Source organism: uncultured Draconibacterium sp. (assembly GCF_913060805.1).
Classification (GTDB): Bacteria; Bacteroidota; Bacteroidia; order Bacteroidales; family Prolixibacteraceae; genus Draconibacterium.
The window spans coordinates 37,049-54,438 of sequence record NZ_CAJXTC010000016.1; the positions used below are offsets into that span (position 1 = coordinate 37,049).

18 protein-coding genes are annotated in these 17,390 nt (G+C 41.3%); 6 read left to right on the forward strand and 12 right to left on the reverse strand.

Features of this window, described 5'->3' with window-relative positions; translation table 11 throughout:
• Positions 1 to 59: 59 nt before the first annotated feature.
• Positions 60 to 713: a hemolysin III family protein gene (locus tag QZ576_RS11350; RefSeq protein WP_297097184.1), complete on the reverse strand. Its 654-nt coding sequence runs from the start codon at positions 711 to 713 to the stop codon at positions 60 to 62.
• Positions 714 to 873: 160 nt separating this feature from the next.
• Complete coding sequence (locus tag QZ576_RS11355; RefSeq protein ID WP_297097185.1) at positions 874 to 1,380, reverse strand: VOC family protein; 507 nt, start codon at positions 1,378 to 1,380, stop codon at positions 874 to 876.
• A gap of 104 nt (positions 1,381 to 1,484) precedes the next feature.
• On the opposite strand from QZ576_RS11355, the gene QZ576_RS11360 reads away from it, so the two are divergent.
• A complete protein-coding gene (locus QZ576_RS11360) occupies positions 1,485 to 1,892 on the forward strand; it encodes a hypothetical protein (protein ID WP_297097188.1) in 408 nt (135 codons plus the stop codon).
• Positions 1,893 to 1,933: 41 nt separating this feature from the next.
• On the opposite strand, the gene QZ576_RS11365 is transcribed toward QZ576_RS11360, so the two are convergent.
• Together QZ576_RS11365 and QZ576_RS11370 are read right to left on the reverse strand one after the other, a co-directional pair.
• Positions 1,934 to 2,383 (reverse strand): hypothetical protein, encoded by a 450-nt coding sequence (locus QZ576_RS11365; protein WP_297097189.1) that lies wholly within the window; start codon positions 2,381 to 2,383, stop codon positions 1,934 to 1,936.
• A gap of 150 nt (positions 2,384 to 2,533) precedes the next feature.
• Positions 2,534 to 3,373 (reverse strand): N-acetylmuramoyl-L-alanine amidase-like domain-containing protein, encoded by an 840-nt coding sequence (locus tag QZ576_RS11370; RefSeq protein ID WP_297097191.1) that lies wholly within the window; start codon positions 3,371 to 3,373, stop codon positions 2,534 to 2,536.
• A gap of 345 nt (positions 3,374 to 3,718) precedes the next feature.
• Here QZ576_RS11370 and QZ576_RS11375 point away from each other — a divergent pair, with 345 nt between their 5' ends.
• Positions 3,719 to 4,408, forward strand: coding sequence for a hypothetical protein (locus QZ576_RS11375; protein ID WP_297097193.1), 690 nt, complete (start codon positions 3,719 to 3,721; stop codon positions 4,406 to 4,408).
• 10 nt (positions 4,409 to 4,418) lie between these two features.
• Here the strand turns inward: QZ576_RS11375 and QZ576_RS11380 are convergent, their stop codons facing one another.
• From QZ576_RS11380 to QZ576_RS11400, 5 genes are all read right to left on the reverse strand, one after another.
• Positions 4,419 to 4,922, reverse strand: coding sequence for an O-acetyl-ADP-ribose deacetylase (locus QZ576_RS11380; protein WP_297097195.1), 504 nt, complete (start codon positions 4,920 to 4,922; stop codon positions 4,419 to 4,421).
• A 56-nt stretch (positions 4,923 to 4,978) separates the two neighbouring features.
• The gene (locus QZ576_RS11385) at positions 4,979 to 5,479 is read right to left on the reverse strand and encodes a hypothetical protein (RefSeq protein ID WP_297097197.1); all 501 of its coding nucleotides are present in this window, start codon (positions 5,477 to 5,479) and stop codon (positions 4,979 to 4,981) included.
• A 41-nt stretch (positions 5,480 to 5,520) separates the two neighbouring features.
• Positions 5,521 to 6,186, reverse strand: a complete 666-nt coding sequence (locus QZ576_RS11390; RefSeq protein WP_297097199.1) for a TIGR02594 family protein — start codon at positions 6,184 to 6,186, stop codon at positions 5,521 to 5,523.
• Positions 6,187 to 6,197: 11 nt separating this feature from the next.
• Positions 6,198 to 7,778 carry an amidohydrolase family protein gene (locus tag QZ576_RS11395; RefSeq protein ID WP_297097214.1) on the reverse strand — a complete coding sequence of 527 codons (1,581 nt, stop codon included), beginning with the start codon at positions 7,776 to 7,778 and terminating at the stop codon, positions 6,198 to 6,200.
• Positions 7,779 to 8,106: 328 nt separating this feature from the next.
• Positions 8,107 to 8,760 carry a carbohydrate-binding family 9-like protein gene (locus QZ576_RS11400; protein ID WP_297097216.1) on the reverse strand — a complete coding sequence of 218 codons (654 nt, stop codon included), beginning with the start codon at positions 8,758 to 8,760 and terminating at the stop codon, positions 8,107 to 8,109.
• A 164-nt stretch (positions 8,761 to 8,924) separates the two neighbouring features.
• On the opposite strand from QZ576_RS11400, the gene QZ576_RS11405 reads away from it, so the two are divergent.
• Positions 8,925 to 11,867, forward strand: coding sequence for a DEAD/DEAH box helicase (locus tag QZ576_RS11405; RefSeq protein WP_297097218.1), 2,943 nt, complete (start codon positions 8,925 to 8,927; stop codon positions 11,865 to 11,867).
• 146 nt (positions 11,868 to 12,013) lie between these two features.
• Here the strand turns inward: QZ576_RS11405 and QZ576_RS11410 are convergent, their stop codons facing one another.
• From QZ576_RS11410 to QZ576_RS11420, 3 genes are all read right to left on the reverse strand, one after another.
• Entirely contained in the window at positions 12,014 to 12,235 is a 222-nt protein-coding gene (locus tag QZ576_RS11410; RefSeq protein ID WP_297097349.1) for an OST-HTH/LOTUS domain-containing protein, read from the reverse strand.
• An 89-nt stretch (positions 12,236 to 12,324) separates the two neighbouring features.
• Entirely contained in the window at positions 12,325 to 12,753 is a 429-nt protein-coding gene (locus QZ576_RS11415) for an NYN domain-containing protein (RefSeq protein WP_297097220.1), read from the reverse strand.
• A gap of 48 nt (positions 12,754 to 12,801) precedes the next feature.
• On the reverse strand, positions 12,802 to 13,254 hold the full coding sequence (locus tag QZ576_RS11420) for a cold-shock protein (protein WP_297097222.1): 453 nt from the start codon (positions 13,252 to 13,254) through the stop codon (positions 12,802 to 12,804).
• 597 nt (positions 13,255 to 13,851) lie between these two features.
• On the opposite strand from QZ576_RS11420, the gene QZ576_RS11425 reads away from it, so the two are divergent.
• The 3 genes from QZ576_RS11425 to QZ576_RS11435 all read left to right on the forward strand — a co-directional run bounded on the left by QZ576_RS11425 (position 13,852) and on the right by QZ576_RS11435 (position 17,334).
• Positions 13,852 to 14,103 carry an OadG family protein gene (locus QZ576_RS11425; protein WP_297097224.1) on the forward strand — a complete coding sequence of 84 codons (252 nt, stop codon included), beginning with the start codon at positions 13,852 to 13,854 and terminating at the stop codon, positions 14,101 to 14,103.
• A 138-nt stretch (positions 14,104 to 14,241) separates the two neighbouring features.
• Positions 14,242 to 16,119, forward strand: coding sequence for a biotin/lipoyl-containing protein (locus QZ576_RS11430; RefSeq protein ID WP_297097226.1), 1,878 nt, complete (start codon positions 14,242 to 14,244; stop codon positions 16,117 to 16,119).
• A gap of 9 nt (positions 16,120 to 16,128) precedes the next feature.
• Entirely contained in the window at positions 16,129 to 17,334 is a 1,206-nt protein-coding gene (locus QZ576_RS11435; RefSeq protein WP_297097228.1) for a sodium ion-translocating decarboxylase subunit beta, read from the forward strand.
• Positions 17,335 to 17,390: the final 56 nt, after the last annotated feature.

Consider the following 17,390-nt stretch of genomic DNA (forward strand, 5'->3'; position numbering starts at 1 on the left):
AATAAAAAAGCAGGATGATTTTTCATCCTGCTTTTTTTGTATCTGTAATTTGTGAATTTTTAATTTAAACTGTAAAGTACCGAGAAAAAATGCATAATACTTCCGGCCAAAACAAACAGGTGCCAAATTCCGTGACCGTATTTTAAACCTCGCCACGAGTAAAAAATAACACCGATTGAATAACAGGCTCCGCCAATAAATAAAAAGGCAATACTTGATGTTGGCAGGTTTCTAACAATTGGCCCGATGGCCAGTAAAAACATCCAGCCCATGGCCAGGTAAATACCAACCATTAACTTGCGGAAGCGGGTTAAATAAATCGAGCGGATTACCATGCCGGCAATCGCCAAACCCCAGATGACTCCAAAAAGAGTCCAGCCCAAAGCCCCGCGAATAGTGGTAAGTACAAAAGGCGTGTAGGTACCGGCAATTAATAAAAATATAGCTGCATGATCGAAGCGAACAAAAAGGTTCTTCAATTTTTCGCGGGTGAAACTGTGGTAAAGTGTCGATGATAAATAAAGCAATACCAAACTGCTTCCGAAAATACTGAAACTTACCACATGCCAGGCGTTACCTTTTATGGCCGCAAATACTACCAAAAGTACAAGCGCGGCAATGCTTAGCAAAGTCCCGATTCCATGCGTGATACTATTAAATATCTCCTCTCCAAGTGATAATGTGCGATATCCGGCTTCAACTTTTTTTCTCATAACAGTTGCGTTTCGAATAAAACTTAATTCTGTTCGAAATTACTCAAAAAAATCCTAGTTTGAACAGAATATGTTTAATCCAAATAACTAATAACAATAACGTTTTGTTAGCGAGATTGTTATTGAAGTGGTTTTAATAAAATTTAGAATTGCGACGAGACTATTTTGGCCCGATCAGCTCAATAAAAGTTCCATCCGGATCCTGAACCAAGAGGAAAAAACTATTTTCTCCGTTTTGCGATGGTTTGCCGCTTAACACTTTTACTCCATGTTTTTCCACGCGATCCAGAACTGGCTGCAGGTGTTTTACCATCAAAGTAATGTATTGCATTCCGGTGTCGTCGCTCATAAATTTCTGTTTTGGGTGTTTGGCTTTTGTTCCCAAACTCATCAGCTTCCATTCACTGGCTTCTTCAGTGTTTTCCAGTTTTAAAATGGTAACATCAAGTTGGTAACTGTCGGTTAATCCGAGCTCGGTACATTTTTCTTGTGAAACCGAGAATCCGCCGGTTTTCACCATTCCAATAACATTGGTGTAAAAATCGATCGATTTTTCGAGGTCCTCAACAACAACGCCAACGCCAATTGCGGATTTGCTGAAATTGCTTTGTGCAACGGAGAATAAAACAAAAAGAATTAAGGTAAATGATAAAAGAATTTTTTTCATCGTTTTAGATTTAATTGATTTTAGTGAAGGTAAATTTATAGAATTAAAGACAATAAATAAATTGGCGGGAAATAAAGTTGCCTATCTTTATAAAAAGAACAAAAATGAAACTACCTGTTGTAAATAATACCAACCTGGAGAATTTGATGGATAAAGCTGAAATTGTTCAGCAAACGGCCGAGCAGATCATGAAAGATTTTGGAATGTTTGGTGTTGAAATTACTTTTTCAGGAGACATCGATAATGCTTACCAGGAGCTGCATCAACAACTGATTGACCAGATTACGGGTTTGGTGGAAACGAATTACGACTTGTTGTTATCGGTACTTTACCAGGTTGATATTACGAACCGCGAAATCGTGCAGGCTGAGCACGATCTTCCGCATTATTCGCATATCGAAATTATTGCCCACCAGGTTATCGCCCGCGATTTGAAAAAGGTTTTGCTACGCCGATATTTCAAAATGAAAGACCAGGAAGGCGGCATTGAAAAAGGAATTGACAGGACATAAAAAAAGCGTCTCTCGACGCTTTTCTATTATTTAAATTACTGTTATTGTCCGAATACGTACCTGACGTTAAAGCCGAAACCCTTGGCATGAAAATCAGTGTCTTCAATAATACTTAATGCCGGACGCCAATCGATACCCAAAGCAATAGGAATACTGTTAAAATGGTATTCCAAACCAATTTCACCAATTGCTCCCAGCCAAAATGGGTCGTCAATTCTCATGTACGGTCCAACTCCAACATACCAGTTGAAAGCTTCTCCTGAAAGAGGTCGGTAAAGGAAATCCCATAACAGGTCAACTCCAACACCATCTCCGAATGATACATCAGCGTGAATACGGCTGAACTGTCCCGTGCTAAAAATACCATCGATAGCAACATTTCCTCCGGAAACATCACCAAAGCGAACACCAAGTTCCTGTGCATTTGATGAAACTACACCACCAATTACTATAGCCAAAACAGCTAAAATTTTTACCATTGTTTTTTTCATAATTTTCAATTTAATGTCATGTGTTTTTGAATTTAAAGAACATAAGTTACGGATAAAATATGTAATTTATTCAATCAACTTAACAAAAAAACACAAGAATGGTTCTTTCTCAGAGCTTATATTTTAGGGGCAGACCTTATTTTTAGGATGTTACAAAGGGCGGGCAATCATTATGCCTGTGGCTGATTTCCGGTTGCTCAGGTATTCATAAAGCGTTTCTTCCGATAGAATTACTTTTTCGGCTTTTGATGAAGCATGCATAAAATGAAGTTCGTTGCCTTTAAAAAAGGCAATGCCAACATGAGTAATGTCCAGACCGTCAACATTTGTTGTGATGCCAAAAATATCACCATCCTTTATTTGAGTTTTTAACGCTTCAAGTTTATCGGTGGGAATGTAGTACAACTTGCTTTTTGTTAATTCCTGTTCTTGTTTGTTAAGGGCTTCAATAAATACAGCATTGTTTTTTAGTGGTTTGTAACTGTCGGGGTGCAGGCTCATAAAGTTGATCGTTTTTTCAAACTCGATATTACTGATCGCTTGCGAAACCGATTCAACCGTTTGTTTTTTGTCGTTATCCAAAATCCAGTCGCTGAAATAGTGCAAGCGCGACGGGTAGTCGTTTATTTCTCCTTCACGATATCGGATGAGTAGCAGCTCGTTTTTAAAATGTTTAAACGATGGTTTTTTTGTTTTGGCAGTTCGTGCCAATGCCAGGCAATTTTCGGCATAGGTAGTACAATCCAGTTCGCGCAGATTAACGATTAATTGTTCGGGTTCAGTTTCTAAAGTATGAGCAACATAGGGTGTGTTCATCAATAATTTTCCTGCTTCAACAACAAGTTCTGCGGTTGGTTTTTCGCTGTGCTGCTGCAATTCAGAAAGAATATTTTTGCAAATTTCTTCATCATCTCCGGCACCATTCTGGGCAAAAAGCACAGTAAAACCAAAAAGCAGGGCGCTAACCAGCAGAAAAATTTTCTTGTTCATTCTTGATACAATTTTTGATGCTTAAAAAATAAAGGTATGATTTTTTTGTAAAAACGGTAATCCATTCGGTGGGCAGCAAAACTTTATAATAGCTCGATGAGGCGGAGTCCGAACCAAATGGTTAGAAAAAGCAATGCAAAAGCAAAAAACGAATACAAAATTATTCGCATTTTACGGTTGCCTTTGTTTTTTCGTTCACCCATATTGTTACTATAAGTTTTTAGCTGTTCAGTTGATATACGAAAAAAAGGGTTTGAGGTTCAGAATAATAAAAAAATATGCAGCGAAATTGAAAAAGGTAAAAAAAACTGGTATTTTTAGAAGCAACAATATTTAATCAACTTCATGAAAAAATTAATGCTTTTGTTCGTGTTTATTAGCTCCTTTGTAGGATTGAGCTTTGGGCAGATGTATCTGTCCGATGTTGAGTTCGACAAGGTGGGATGCGAGCAAGTTGAGCATTATGTGCAGGGGCAGATTAAAAACAATACCGAAACTTTTGAGGATGTAAAACCCTCGTTGGAACCGACGGCCAGCACTGCAGGTTTTCGTTTTCACGAACGCGAATATTTTATAAAAGACAGCTTGCCAAAAGTGTGGTCGTTTTACGTGCATACAAATCCGTCGATTGCCTGGAATGCATCACGTTTTTCATTTGCCATGTTGTTTTCGAAAACGAATAATGAGTTGGTTTACCCAAACGAGCATGTGGATGGAATCGATCCGGGGCAGATAATTTATTTAAACCTGAACGTGCTAAAAATTAAAAAGCTGGCCACCGCTTTTGAGATTACAACGGTTGATGACAACAAGAAAGTAATTGAATTTAGTTATGTGGAGGATAATATTACGCATGGCAAGCAGCAATTAACTTTTACACAAACGCGAAAAGGATATACCAAAATTATACATCGCACGTATTTTAAAAGCGAGTCGACTTTACGCGATCACTTTTTGTATCCGTATTTTCATACGCGTTTAACCAACACCTATCACCGTAATATGAAACATTTACTTAAAGCTTCAGAAAATTAAGCGCTGCTTTTCAATCTAAAAGTTTGTGGTAAATGTTGTAATTCTCTTCATCGAACACACAAAAAATTAATTCATCAAATTGGGGATTGTTAACCAGAAAATCTTTCACGGTTTGCGTGGCAATTTGTGCAGCCTCCTGTTTTGGGTAGCCATAAATACCCGTGCTGATATTCGGAAACGCAACGGATTTCACACCGTTTTGCAGCGCCACTTCTAAACTTCGGCGGTAACACGATGCCAGTTTTTCGGCTTCGTTGTATTTGCCTCCGTTATAAACCGGCCCAACCGTGTGGATCACATATTTTGCCGGAAGATTGTATCCTTTAGTAATTTTTGCATCGCCGGTTTCGCAGCCGTTAAGCTGGCGACATTCTTTTAAAAGTTCAGAGCCGGCTGCCCTGTGAATGGCTCCGTCAACACCTCCGCCACCCAGCAGCGATTTGTTGGCAGCATTAACAATAGCGTCAACTTTAAGTTGGGTAATGTCGCCCCGGTGTAATTGAATTTTACTCATAACTGTGGCTTTTTCTCTAAGATACAAAGTTTTCAATTACATCGGGGCAAACGGTGCTAGTCGTCAACCATATCTTCAATATTTTCGTCCGATTCGGGAACGGCCATTTCAGCGGATTTAGCCCGGACACCGTCGAAATTCAGCTTTTTACGGGCGGCTTTAACTACCATACCAATTACAAATTTTATGGCGACATGTTCAGCCACTTCCGGTAGGTAAGGAATATCAATTTTGTCGTTGGCGAGGCGTGTTAAACGTCGCACCAAACGCTTGGCTTCCTTTTTCGAAATGCCATGATCGGTACTTCGGATAAGGTCGTAAAATTCGTTGGGTAAATGATCGTATAAAAACGTGTCGATTTTTAGGATCACTTTAATGAGTATTTTTTCTTCGCCACTTTCTTTTATAAAAGGAACATCAATTCTTTCATTTAATCGAATGGCGAGATCTTTAATTTCTTCTTGCGACATTTTTTGTCGTTTTATAGGTTCTGCATAAAAATCATCCAGAAGTGCTACAAATTCATCCGGAGTAAGATCGGCTACTTTTGTTGTCATAATTTTTTGATTTAATGATGAGTAAAATGTGTAATGTTTAGTTATGCCTGAAACAATGATTCCAGGAGATCGCGGGTTTCGTTGTTATACACGCCGTTTATTTCCAATTCAGGCTTGCGTGTTTGCAATTCTTTAACGCCGTTTTCGGTTTTAGGGCCAAAATCACCGTCGGAAGTTCCCACGTTAATATTCAGAAGTTTCAACGCATCCTGCAAGGCAACCACAGCCGCGCCTTTACTGCCTTTTTCTAATAATGGATCGGGAATAATGAGTTGCTGCTGCGCCGCCAAACGTTGATAAGACAAAACGGTATTTATGCGATAAGCCGAAACCGAAACACGGTTGCCTTGGTTGCCGCCCAAACAGTAAACACGTTTTTTGTCGGTTGAAACACCAAGGAAAAAACCCACATGTCCTTTCCACGACTCCGGACTTTCGCGCCAGAAAACAACTACATCGCCCGGCTCGGGATTTATGGTCTTTACGCCAACATTTAGCCACGAGCGCGCATTGGCTTTTTTCGAGTACTCAAGACCGGCTTTCATGGCCACCCAGTTTACAAAATTGCTGCACCAAGGAATTTCGTCGGTGGTGATGCCCGAAATGCCCGATTCTTCAGCGTATTTTAAAACTTCCGGGTTGTGCTCCGAGCCAACAATCTCTTCGGTTCCCAACTCGGCAAAGGCTATTTTTAAAAGATCTTCCATTTCAATTTGATTTACGGGTTTATACTTAAGAATCGTTTGGGATTAGTGCTGGCAATGGTGTCGAAATCATCGCCAAATGCTGTTTTGAAATCAGAGAAATACTGTTCCATGCTCGGCCCAAAAAACTGGGTGAGGTAATAATCCGAGCCATAAAGAATTTTCGATTTTTCGTAGTCGGTAAGTTTGTCGAAAAAGCTGGTTTTAAAAGTGCTGAGTGTTTCACGGATGCTAAATACCAAATCCTGACTTGCTGGCGATTCAATGACTGTTCCTTCCGAAAAACAGGAGAGATCGGTATAAGCATTCGGATATTTTGGATTCTTTACAAGATCGAAAATGGCCTTTGCCCAGTTGTCGATAAAGCCGGTTCGGTAAAGTGCATTCCACACTTTGGCACGTTCGGCGATGGTGAGGTCGTCGCGCAGAATTCGTTTTTTACGTTTTAAGGTGTAGGCTTCCCGAATAATTTTCTTGTCTTTATTCGACAGCGACATAATCGCATCTTCAAATTCCTCTTCATCCACGCGTTTTTGCTCTTCGGGGAAATTGTAATTGATGTAATCCATTATCTGGCCGCTACCGCCAAAATGGGCGAAATTGATGGTCAGGTTTGGATACTTTTTTAGCACCAGTTCCCACAATTGGGGGTGATTTAGTTTTTTCGCCCTCTCGGCAATGGCTTTGTGCACTTTGCGGCTAAAAAAGCGGTAGTCGAAAACAAGCGGCTTCTTCGGTTTTATGGTGTTGCCGTTTAAAAGAACATCACCGCGCACCTTTAGCACCGACGACAAACAGGCAAATCCGCTGTTTGAATTGTGCACCGTAATCGGAATATTATGTTCCTGGCACAAAGCATAAATACCGGGAGTGTTGCGGGTGCCCATTAATACCGGATCGGTTGGCGAGAAACCCGCCGGAGCATACAATTTAACGCCGGCAAACCGACCATCATCGGCAACAATTTTCTCTTTTAGCTTGTCAACCAGGTTAACATTGCCTTTGTATTCGCGGCGCGGATCGACACTAAAGAACGGTTTTATGGTTTCATATTTACCCGCCAGGTATTCCAAATCAGCAATTTGCTGGGCGTAATTGGCATTGTCGAAAATTTCCACTTCTTCGTCCGATTTCCGATCAAAGCTGTCTTCAAATTGTTTTACGTTGTCTCTGATTTTGTCGAAAGCTGCGGCCAGCTCATCACTTTGAATTTTACGGTTAATTCGCCTTTTTATAAATGGTAGTGCCACCGACAGTAACCAGAAAATCCGTTTTATACGTTTCCGGTAACGTTTGTTCTGGTTCTCGTCATCGTCGTTGTCGTCGGCATAAGTCAGGTCAAACATCAGGGGAGTGGTAACCACATTTCCCTGGTAAACTTTGTCGAGGGCTTCAAAAACATCTTCGCTCGAAGGCTGCGTAACTTCTTCCAGCGTACGGTTAATCCCGTCAATTTTAAACTTCAGTTCGGCTGATGAAACACCTTTGTCCACCAGATCTTTAATGGCCAATAACGATTGTACCACATTTACCAGCTTGCGTATTATCACGTCTTTGTTAAAAATGTGGCAGTGAATGTCGTAGTAAGTTGTCATAATTATGGGTTTAATGATTGTTATGCTTTAGGTGATGGCAATGTCGAAGCCGGGTTTCCATAAGAAACCGAAACAAATTGACAAAAGCCTTGAAATGTTTTTCATGCGTCATTGGTTTGTGTTTGCAATCTCCGGGTCACAACTTAGGGACTTGTAAATTAATTGGATATACAAGTTATGAAATGAGCAGAAAAATAACAACTAAATAGTATTATTTAGAAGGATTTGGGTTGGGGCAAAAGGATTTATTCGCCGAAATAATGGTAATTATCCGGCAGCGTTTGGGGGAATTCGCGAGTGTATTTTTTCGAAAATGTTCGGGCGTCTATCAGCCCATAAACTTAACCGGTGCAAAAAACTCAGGACGGTGATAATCCGGATTTTCTGTGTTGATAGCATTCCAGGTTACAAAATGAGGATCAGAAGTTTCGTCGCCACATTTGTAGAAATTGGCTGTTGCTTCCAAGCTGTTTAAACTCTGCACTTTGTCAAATGCCAAACATTGCGTTGGAATGCAAATCATCATTTCCCACGAGAAATCGCCCGACTTTTCACTAAAAGGCTGGTTGCCAAGGCTCGATTCAATATCGATTTGTTTTACCACTTCCGGTAAAATTGGAGTGCGGTTTCCACGTCCCGGGCCATAACCTACGTGAGGTGTGCCAATACAGTTAAACTCAAAATTGTAATAATTCTTACCGTCAATCGAAATAAAAAACTCAACCGTACTGTCTTTGTAAACGTCGCCGTTTATTTCGGTTTCCTGTGCCAGAATATTTTTTTCCTGAACGTAAAATTTCAACCAGACTTCGTTTCCGGTGTGTGCAATCCTGAATTTAATGTCGGGTTTGTAAGGAAAAGCTTTTTCCCAATTCAGAATGTCAATGGCTTCAGTGTCAGTGTTTTTTTCTAAAAGCTGCGCTGCTTCCTGTATTGATAGCGAAGTTGTTGTATCGATTTTCTTAACGGTAAGATTTTTCATGCTGTATGTTTTATGCCCGTAAAGATGTTATTTTTCTTTGAACATTATTGCTGAATAAAGTCAGGTTCACAGCCAGCTTTTATATATTTGAGGTTCTTTTATTACAACCGGTACGCCGACCAAAACAGAAAATTGAAGTGCGTATCTTTTTTTTGAAGTATTTAATGGACCGATTTGAATTCATAATAGCCTTAACCGAGCACCGTTATTTGGGGCTGGTTTTTCAGCCTTTTTTAATTGAAAAGAAGGAGCGTTTTTATTCCGTGGTGCGATTGGTAAAACCGCACGATCTTAACGATCCGGAATATTCGTTTAAACCCTACGAAAAGGAGCTGGTTCAGCTGATTGAAAAGTACAGCGATGAAGGACTCACTAAAAAGTTTTCGCGTGCCGCAAGTGTGTCCGATTTTTATGCATCGTTGCGCCCCGGTTATTTCGAAAAGCAGGTAACGCCTTTTATCGAAAAATGTATGATGCAGGTGTGCTCCATTTTAATGCTCAGCCCGGTGCGTTTGTTTCGTAAAGAGGCCAAATATTCGAACCTGTACGACGAGGATGAATTGAAAGTGCCACCGTTTTTTGCCCGGCCCGAATTCGAGTTTGAGCGCACCGAAACACAAACCCGTTATCGGTTACGCATATTTCTCGAGGAAAAGGAAATGCTGCTGTCGGGGCGGTCGGTGGAAGTGGTAACCAACGACCCGTGTTTGTTGATTTATCGAAATCAGTTGGTGGCATTTGAGAAGCTGAATGCCAAAAAACTGATGCCCTTTTTCGAGAAAGAATACGTTACCGTGCCCAATACCATCGAAGACAAATATTATTCGGGATTTGTGCTGAATACCGTACGCGATTACGATGTAAAAGCAAAAGGTTTTGAAGTCGTTCATGCATCATCGGGTAAAAAAGCTGTAATGTCGCTCGAAAATAATTTGCAGTACCGACCGTGTTTGGTACTTAATTTCGAATATGGCGACGAAAAATTTCTACCCGATTCGACACGTGAAATGGCGGTTAGCGTAAAAAAGCAAAACGGCACTTTTGTGTACTATAAAACCACGCGCGATTTTGCCTGGGAAAAGAAGATCGTAAATGTGATTAAAAAGAGTGGTTTAAAGGATGATAACGGATCATACTCGTTACCAGGCGTATCCTTGCTTGAGCCGCAAAATGCACTGTACTTTTTTGTGAACTGGCTAAACGAGAAACGGCCACAGTTGGAAGAAAAAGGAATCGAAATAAAGCAGGAACAGCTGGAAAAAAAGTTTTATACAGGTAGCCAAAAACTGGAATTAAAAACCCAGACAAAAGGCGACTGGTTTGATGTTTATGCGGTGGTGAAATTTGGCGAATTCAGCATTCCTTTTATTCAGCTGAAGAAATACATTTTGAATGATATCCGCGAGTTTGAACTGCCAAACGGCGAAGTTGCCGTGTTGCCCGAAGAGTGGTTTGCCCGTTACAAAGGACTTTTGCCTTTTGGCAAACAACAGGGCGAGCACATCAAGTTCGAAAAACACCATTTTACTCTGCTGCAAAACTCCATTCAGGAAGTTGATAAGGAAGTAAAACAAAAATACGAGAAGTTGATGAACGCCGAAATGGAGAGTCCGGCGTTGCCCGCAGATTTAAAAGCCAAACTGCGAAATTACCAGGAAGAAGGTTTTAACTGGATGTACGGTTTGTACCGAAACGGCTTGGGTGGCTGCCTGGCCGACGATATGGGATTGGGGAAAACGCTGCAAACACTTACGTTGCTGTTAAAGCTAAAACGTTTGAAACAGGAAATTAAAATTCATGATCCTGTGGATGCAAGCGGGCAGCGCGATTTGTTTGCCGACGAAACAAAACCGGAGTCGGTGGTACAACCGGCAAGTTTAATTGTGGTACCTACATCGTTGGTGCATAACTGGAGCAACGAGATCCGGAAATTTACGCCGGCCCTAAAAGTTTATCAGCATGTGGGAACGCAGCGTAAAAAAGCGGAAGAATTGGGGAAAGTCGCATCATACTACGACATTATTATTACCACTTACGGAACGGTTCGTAACGATATCGACAAATTGCGGGGCACCGAATTCTTTTACCTGATTCTGGATGAAAGCCAGTCGATAAAGAATTCCAGCTCGAAGACCTATAAGGCCGTAATGGATATTAAAGCGCGCTACAAACTGGTTATTACCGGAACGCCGATTGAAAATTCGCTGTCGGATTTGTGGTCGCAAATGAATTTCCTGAATCCCGGCATGTTGGGGAACCTGGCTTTTTTCCGCCGGACATTTATTACGCCCATTGAAAAGCATGCCAACGAAGAGCAAATGGATAAACTGCAACTGATGATCCGTCCGTTTGTTTTGCGCCGTAAAAAAGTGGAGGTGGCCAAAGATCTTCCGCCGCTGATGGAGGAAGTAAGAATTTGCCCGATGGTGGGCGAGCAACAACGGTTATACGAGCAAGAAAAGTCGGTGATTCGAAATACCATTTTGTCGACCATTGAAAAGGAGGGACTCAAAAAATCGCAGTTTGTGGTTTTGCAAGGACTCACAAAGTTACGTCAGTTGGCGAATCATCCGTCGCTGGTTGATGATGAAGCATCAGAACGATCAGGTAAATTCGATGAGATCTATAGGATGTTAAGCAACCTTGTTGCAGAGAAACATAAAGTTCTGGTATTCTCTTCGTTTGTAACTCACCTTGAATTGCTGGAGAGCAAAATTGAAGAGGAAAAATGGAAGTACAGTAAACTAACGGGGCAAACCACCCATCGCGAGAAAGTGATCAAAGCTTTTCAGGAAGATGAGGATAACCGGATTTTCCTGATCTCGTTAAAAGCGGGTGGAGTAGGGTTGAATCTTACTGAGGCCGACTATGTTTTTATTATCGACCCGTGGTGGAACCCGGCAGCCGAAAACCAGGCGATTAATCGTGCACACAGAATCGGTCAGGATAAACACGTTTTTGTGTATCGTTTTATAACTGAAAACTCGATCGAGGAAAAGATTCAGAAACTAAAAGACCGGAAAAGCTCGCTGGCCGATAAATTTATTAATTCCAATAATCCGTTTGAGCAGGTTACACAGGAAGAGATTGTGGAGTTGTTTAATTAGGAAAAGGCAAAAGTAAAAAGTAGAAAGGCAAAAGTGAGTGAAAAGATTGATGTAGATTGAAAAGAGCTCGTAGTTCGAAACCTGTTTTTCAGATCAATCTATTTCAATCTTAAAATCAATCTAAATTTCAATCTGTTTTAATGCAGCTACCGTTTCTTATTCCGCACGTACATCAGTTTATATTTTCCCTGGCCTACGCGCTGATCGATTTCAAATTTTCCGGTGGAGTCGATCAGCGGCGTCAATTTCTCGAAACCGTAGTTTCGTGAGTCGAAATTAGGTTGTTTCTTTTGCAGTAAACTTCCCACATCGCCCAGGAAAGCCCAGCCATCTTCGTCGGCCAGATCTGATATGGTATTCGAAATCAATCGGATTACTTTGGGCGTTACTTTGTCAACGCCACCTTTTTTGCCCGATCTGCTGGTAGTAGTACTTTCGTTTTCTTTCGAGCGGCTTTTCAGAATCTCGATGTAAATAAAACGGTCGCACGAAACAATAAACGGATCGGGTGTTTTTTCTCGCCAATACCAATTACGTACATCCCGGCTTCGCGAAGGCGGGTTGCCAGCCGCGTAAAGTCGCTGTCGCTCGATACCAAACAAAATCCATTTACTTTTTCGCTGTATAGGATGTCCATGGCATCGATGATCATGGCCGAGTCGGTGGCATTTTTACCGATGGTGTAGCCGTACTGCTGAATGGGCGTAATTGCATTGTCGAGCAGCAGGGCTTTCCATTTCGATAAACCGGGGCGGGTCCAGTCGCCATAAATGCGTTTAATGGTAGGATTGCCATATTTTGCAATCTCTTCCATCATTTCTTTTACATATGCAGATGGAATATTATCGCCGTCGATAAGTACCGCTAACTTTAAGTCTTTTCCCATCTTGTAAACTGTTTTTGGCAGAAGTTACCGTTTGTTTTGTTGAACAGATTAACCCGAGATTTTCACATTCATTGCAGCCGGTCCTTTTGGGCCTTGTCCTTCTTCGTAGGTAACACGGTTTCCTTCTTTAATCGTGCCTTCTACTTCGTTAATATGGACAAAAATATTTTGGTTGTTCGCCAGGTTGCGAATAAATCCGTATCCTTTTTGTTCGTTGAAGAAAGTAACTACACCTTGTTTTTCTTTCGGCTCTGCTTCGCCGTAACCACCTTTTGGTACACTTACATCAATGTCTTCAATGTTTACTTCTTCTTTTTGTGTTTCATCGGGCGGAGTATCGGTAATGTTACCAAATTCATCAACATAGGCGATCATATCGTCCAAACTTGAATTTCCTCCATTCTCTTTACGAGCCTGTTTTCTTGCTTCTTTTTCTTTTCTCTTCTTTGCTTGTTTTTTTCGTACTTCCTTTTTACCAAATGTTTCTTTCGATCTTCCCATATGATTATTAATAGTGATTTTAGCTTACTGACCTCGAATTTAATAAATATCAGTAGCTATTTAAAAAGTTTTTCATGTTAAGAAATGAGATTTAAAGAAAAGTCAACTATCCTAAGGCGGGGGAGTAGGAGGTAAAATCAAAATTCTTAAACCTAAAATCTGGCACAAAGGTACATTAATTTTAAACACTACATAAATTCGGTATAACTGTTTGTTGGCATCGTGGGTTGATAACAGAAGTCATATTTATAAATAGTTACTTTTTTTGCACAAATGAGGATATACAGGTCTTAAGTTCATTATATTCTTCAATGTGTATTTTTCACACAAAAATTACTTCAAATCTAACCTTAATGTTAACTGCTTGATATTTATGTTGTAAAGCAGGTGGTCGGGAAACATTTTTTTTAACACTGTATAACCTATTCATAGTTAAATATTTGCATATGTAAAAAGAAATAATTCTTTATTGCAACTTTCAAAATGATAGTAAAACGTTAAAAATGCTTACAAAATGAAATTAAAATGATTCGCTATCTGATAATGAAATATATATTTGCAAGCTTTAAAAAATCAATTTAAACAAAAAACACAAAAATGAACGAAGCTTTAAAATTGATGCTAACGGGCATGAGCACCGTATTTTTTATCCTCATTATGGTGGTAGTTTTGGGGAACATAATTATTCGTATTACCAATCATTTTGCCGTTGCTGTTGTCGATCTTCCGGGGGCTGCAGCGCCGTCGCAACAAGAGATAAACCCATCGAAACTGGCTGCCATTGTTTCTGCTGTAGAAATTACTACCAAAGGAAAAGGCAGAGTAACATCGGTTGAGAAAATGAAATAGTAGTTAACGGATATCAACTTCTGAAACCTTTTCCGTGGAGGCGATTCGATGAACCAGAGAGAATAGAGCAAACGAAGGAAAAAAACGGCGACGAAGTAAAAGGTATCTTTTTATCCAATAAACCAAAAATAAACAGAAATGAAGAAGGAGATCAAATTTAGCTTGCTGTATAGAGATATGTGGCAGTCCTCAGGGAAATACGTTCCCAAAGTAGAACAACTGGAAAAAGTAGCACCCGCAATTATCGATATGGGATGTTTCGACAGGGTCGAGACCAACGGTGGTGGATTCGAGCAGATCAACCTTTTGTTTGGCGAAAACCCAAACATTGCCAACCGCAGATGGACACAGCCTTTTAACGATGCCGGTATTCAAACGCACATGTTAGAGCGTGCTTTGAATGGTATTCGCATGAGCCCGGTTCCGGCCGATGTTCGTAAGCTGATGTTTAAAGTTAAGAAATTACAAGGTACCGATATTGCCCGTTCTTTCTGCGGATTGAACGACCCGCGCAACCTTGAAAACTCGATTAAGTTTGCCAAAGAAGGCGGAATGATTTCGCAGGCAGCTTTGAGTTTAACCATTTCGGAAGTGCACACGGTAGAGTATTACACCAACCTTGCCAACACCTTAATTGAAATGGGTGCCGACGAGATTTGTGTAAAAGATATGGCTGGTATCGGTCGTCCTGCATTCATCGGAAAAATTATCAAGAATATAAAAACTGCACATCCTAAAACTACTGTTCAGTACCACGGTCACTCTGGTCCTGGTTTCTCAATGGCAAGTATTTTAGAGGCAGCACGCGCCGGAGTTGATTATGTTGACGTAGCTATGGAGCCACTGTCGTGGGGTACAGGCCACGCCGATGTTTTGGCCGTGCAGGGTATGTTAAAAGATGCCGGTTATGCAGTAAAAGAGGTGAACATGAAAGCTTACATGGAAGTTCGCGCGATGACTCAGGAGTTTATCGACGATTTCCTTGGCTACTATATCAACCCTAAAAACCGTCACATGAACTCGTTGTTGATCGGTTCAGGTCTTCCTGGCGGAATGATGGGTAGTTTGATGGCCGACCTGGGTAACAATCTCGAAAGCCTGAACAAGTGGCTGACAAAACGCAATAAACCTACCTTAACTCAGGACGATCTGCTGATTAAACTGTTTGAGGAAGTAGAATATATTTGGCCTAAATTAGGTTACCCACCGCTGGTAACTCCATTTAGCCAGTACGTTAAAAACCTGGCACTGATGAACGTGTTGCAGGTAATTAAAGGCCGCGAGCGCTGGAGTATGATTGCCGATAACATTTGGGATATGATCATCGGAAAATCAGGAAAACTTCCCGGAGAATTGGCTCCTGAAATTGTTGAGCTGGCCAAAGAAAAAGGAAAAGAATTCTTTACCGGCGTTCCTCAAGAGCAGTATCCTGATAACCTGGATGTGTTCAAAAAAGAAATGGACGACAATGGTTGGGATTATGGTCAGGACGACGAAGAGTTGTTCGAGCTGGCGATGCACCCAGAGCAATACCGCGCTTACAAATCGGGAAAAGCTAAAGCCGATTTCGAGGCCGACCTTGCTGAGAAGAAGGCTGCTGCCGAGCCAAAACCTGAGGTAGTTGAAGTTCCTGCCGCCGCATTCGAGCCAAAATCGATGATTGTTGATGTAAACGGCGAGAAATTTAAAGTGGGCGTTAGCTACGACGGTGCTGAAGCTGCCCCGGCTCCTGCAGCCGCTGCTCCTGCAAAAGAAGAAGCTGCCCCGGCAGTAAACGGTAGCGTTGCTTCGGAAGTTATTGCTCCGCTGGAAGGAAAATTCATGTTAACAAAAGATACATCGGAAACCGCGCTTAAAGTTGGCGATACAGTAAAAGAAGGCGATTTGGTTTGCTACATCGAATCGATGAAAACCTACAACGCTATTGTTGCCGAGAGCGATGGTACTGTTGCCGCTATTCTAAAATCAAACGGCGACAGCGTAGATGAAGACGATGTATTGATTCAACTGTCATAAAACAGATTTATGGATATTTTATCAGAACTGTTTAACATGACCGCGCTTGGCGAGATCACCTACCAGACTTTGATCATGTGGGCGATTTCGTTTGTGCTGCTTTATCTTGGGATAAAGAAAGGGTATGAGCCACTGTTGCTTATCCCGATAGCATTTGGTGTGTTGCTGGCCAACTTTCCGGGGGGACAAATGGGAGTTGTAAACCCCGAACTGATTGAGCTGGAAGGACACCGATATATGAACCTATTTGAAATTGCGCACGATTACGGGATTATGAATTACCTGTATTATTCGTTGATTAAAACCGGTTTGCTGCCTCCTGTAATTTTTATGGGTGTTGGTGTATTAACTGATTTTGGTCCGATGTTGCGTAACCTGAAACTGGCATTGTTTGGTGCCGCTGCACAGATCGGTATTTTTTCGATCTTGATTGGAGCCATCGCTGTTGGTTTTACGCCTAAAGAAGCTGCTTCGCTGGGTATTATTGGTGGTGCCGATGGCCCAACCGCTATTTATACTACCATTAAACTGGCTCCGCACTTGCTTGGCCCTATCGCTATTGCTGCGTATTCGTACATGGCACTGGTGCCTGTTATTATTCCGTTGGTTTCTAAGTTGTTTATCACGAAGAAAGAGTTTACCATCAACATGAAACAAATGGAAAAACAGTATCCGGCAAAATACGAGATCAAGAATATGAAAGCTGCCAAAATTATTTTCCCTATTGCTTTGGGAACACTGGCTGCTGTTCTGGTTCCGTCGTCGGTGCCGCTGTTGGGAATGTTGTTGTTTGGTAACCTGATTAAGGAGGTTGGTTCGTCGACAAGCCGTTTGGCCGATGCTGCACAAGGACCGATCATGAATACCGCAACTATTTTCCTGGGGCTTACTGTTGGAGCAACTATGACTGCTGAAGTTTTCCTTTCGGCAAAAACACTGGGTATTGTGGTAGGAGGTTTTGTAGCCTTCGCCATTTCGATTGCCGGTGGTATTTTTGCGGTGAAACTGGTAAACATGTTCAGCAAGAAAAAGATCAACCCGCTTATTGGTGCAACCGGACTGAGTGCCGTACCAATGGCGTCGCGTGTGGCTAACGAACTGGCATTGAAATACGACAAAAAGAACCACATTTTACAGTACTGTATGGCCAGTAACATCTCTGGTGTAATTGGCTCGGCAGTTGCTGCAGGTGTGCTTATTTCGTTCTTAATGTAGACTTTACCAATACATTAGTTATAATATAGAATTTGATATTGGGGGAGGCCGTAAGG

What these genes read in the sequence shown, in the direction of transcription:
- QZ576_RS11400 (WP_297097216.1), bottom strand. Translation starts at nt 8,760, where the DNA reads ATGAAAAATCTTACCGTTAAGAAAATCGATACAACAACTTCGCTATCA.
- QZ576_RS11425 (WP_297097224.1), top strand. Translation starts at nt 13,852, where the DNA reads ATGAACGAAGCTTTAAAATTGATGCTAACGGGCATGAGCACCGTATTT.
- QZ576_RS11435 (WP_297097228.1), top strand. Translation starts at nt 16,129, where the DNA reads ATGGATATTTTATCAGAACTGTTTAACATGACCGCGCTTGGCGAGATC.
- QZ576_RS11390 (WP_297097199.1), bottom strand. Translation starts at nt 6,186, where the DNA reads ATGGAAGATCTTTTAAAAATAGCCTTTGCCGAGTTGGGAACCGAAGAG.
- QZ576_RS11350 (WP_297097184.1), bottom strand. Translation starts at nt 713, where the DNA reads ATGAGAAAAAAAGTTGAAGCCGGATATCGCACATTATCACTTGGAGAG.
- QZ576_RS11405 (WP_297097218.1), top strand. Translation starts at nt 8,925, where the DNA reads ATGGACCGATTTGAATTCATAATAGCCTTAACCGAGCACCGTTATTTG.
- QZ576_RS11355 (WP_297097185.1), bottom strand. Translation starts at nt 1,380, where the DNA reads ATGAAAAAAATTCTTTTATCATTTACCTTAATTCTTTTTGTTTTATTC.
- QZ576_RS11360 (WP_297097188.1), top strand. Translation starts at nt 1,485, where the DNA reads ATGAAACTACCTGTTGTAAATAATACCAACCTGGAGAATTTGATGGAT.
- QZ576_RS11385 (WP_297097197.1), bottom strand. Translation starts at nt 5,479, where the DNA reads ATGACAACAAAAGTAGCCGATCTTACTCCGGATGAATTTGTAGCACTT.
- QZ576_RS11370 (WP_297097191.1), bottom strand. Translation starts at nt 3,373, where the DNA reads ATGAACAAGAAAATTTTTCTGCTGGTTAGCGCCCTGCTTTTTGGTTTT.
- QZ576_RS11375 (WP_297097193.1), top strand. Translation starts at nt 3,719, where the DNA reads ATGAAAAAATTAATGCTTTTGTTCGTGTTTATTAGCTCCTTTGTAGGA.
- QZ576_RS11365 (WP_297097189.1), bottom strand. Translation starts at nt 2,383, where the DNA reads ATGAAAAAAACAATGGTAAAAATTTTAGCTGTTTTGGCTATAGTAATT.
- QZ576_RS11430 (WP_297097226.1), top strand. Translation starts at nt 14,242, where the DNA reads ATGAAGAAGGAGATCAAATTTAGCTTGCTGTATAGAGATATGTGGCAG.
- QZ576_RS11395 (WP_297097214.1), bottom strand. Translation starts at nt 7,778, where the DNA reads ATGACAACTTACTACGACATTCACTGCCACATTTTTAACAAAGACGTG.
- QZ576_RS11415 (WP_297097220.1), bottom strand. Translation starts at nt 12,753, where the DNA reads ATGGGAAAAGACTTAAAGTTAGCGGTACTTATCGACGGCGATAATATT.
- QZ576_RS11380 (WP_297097195.1), bottom strand. Translation starts at nt 4,922, where the DNA reads ATGAGTAAAATTCAATTACACCGGGGCGACATTACCCAACTTAAAGTT.
- QZ576_RS11420 (WP_297097222.1), bottom strand. Translation starts at nt 13,254, where the DNA reads ATGGGAAGATCGAAAGAAACATTTGGTAAAAAGGAAGTACGAAAAAAA.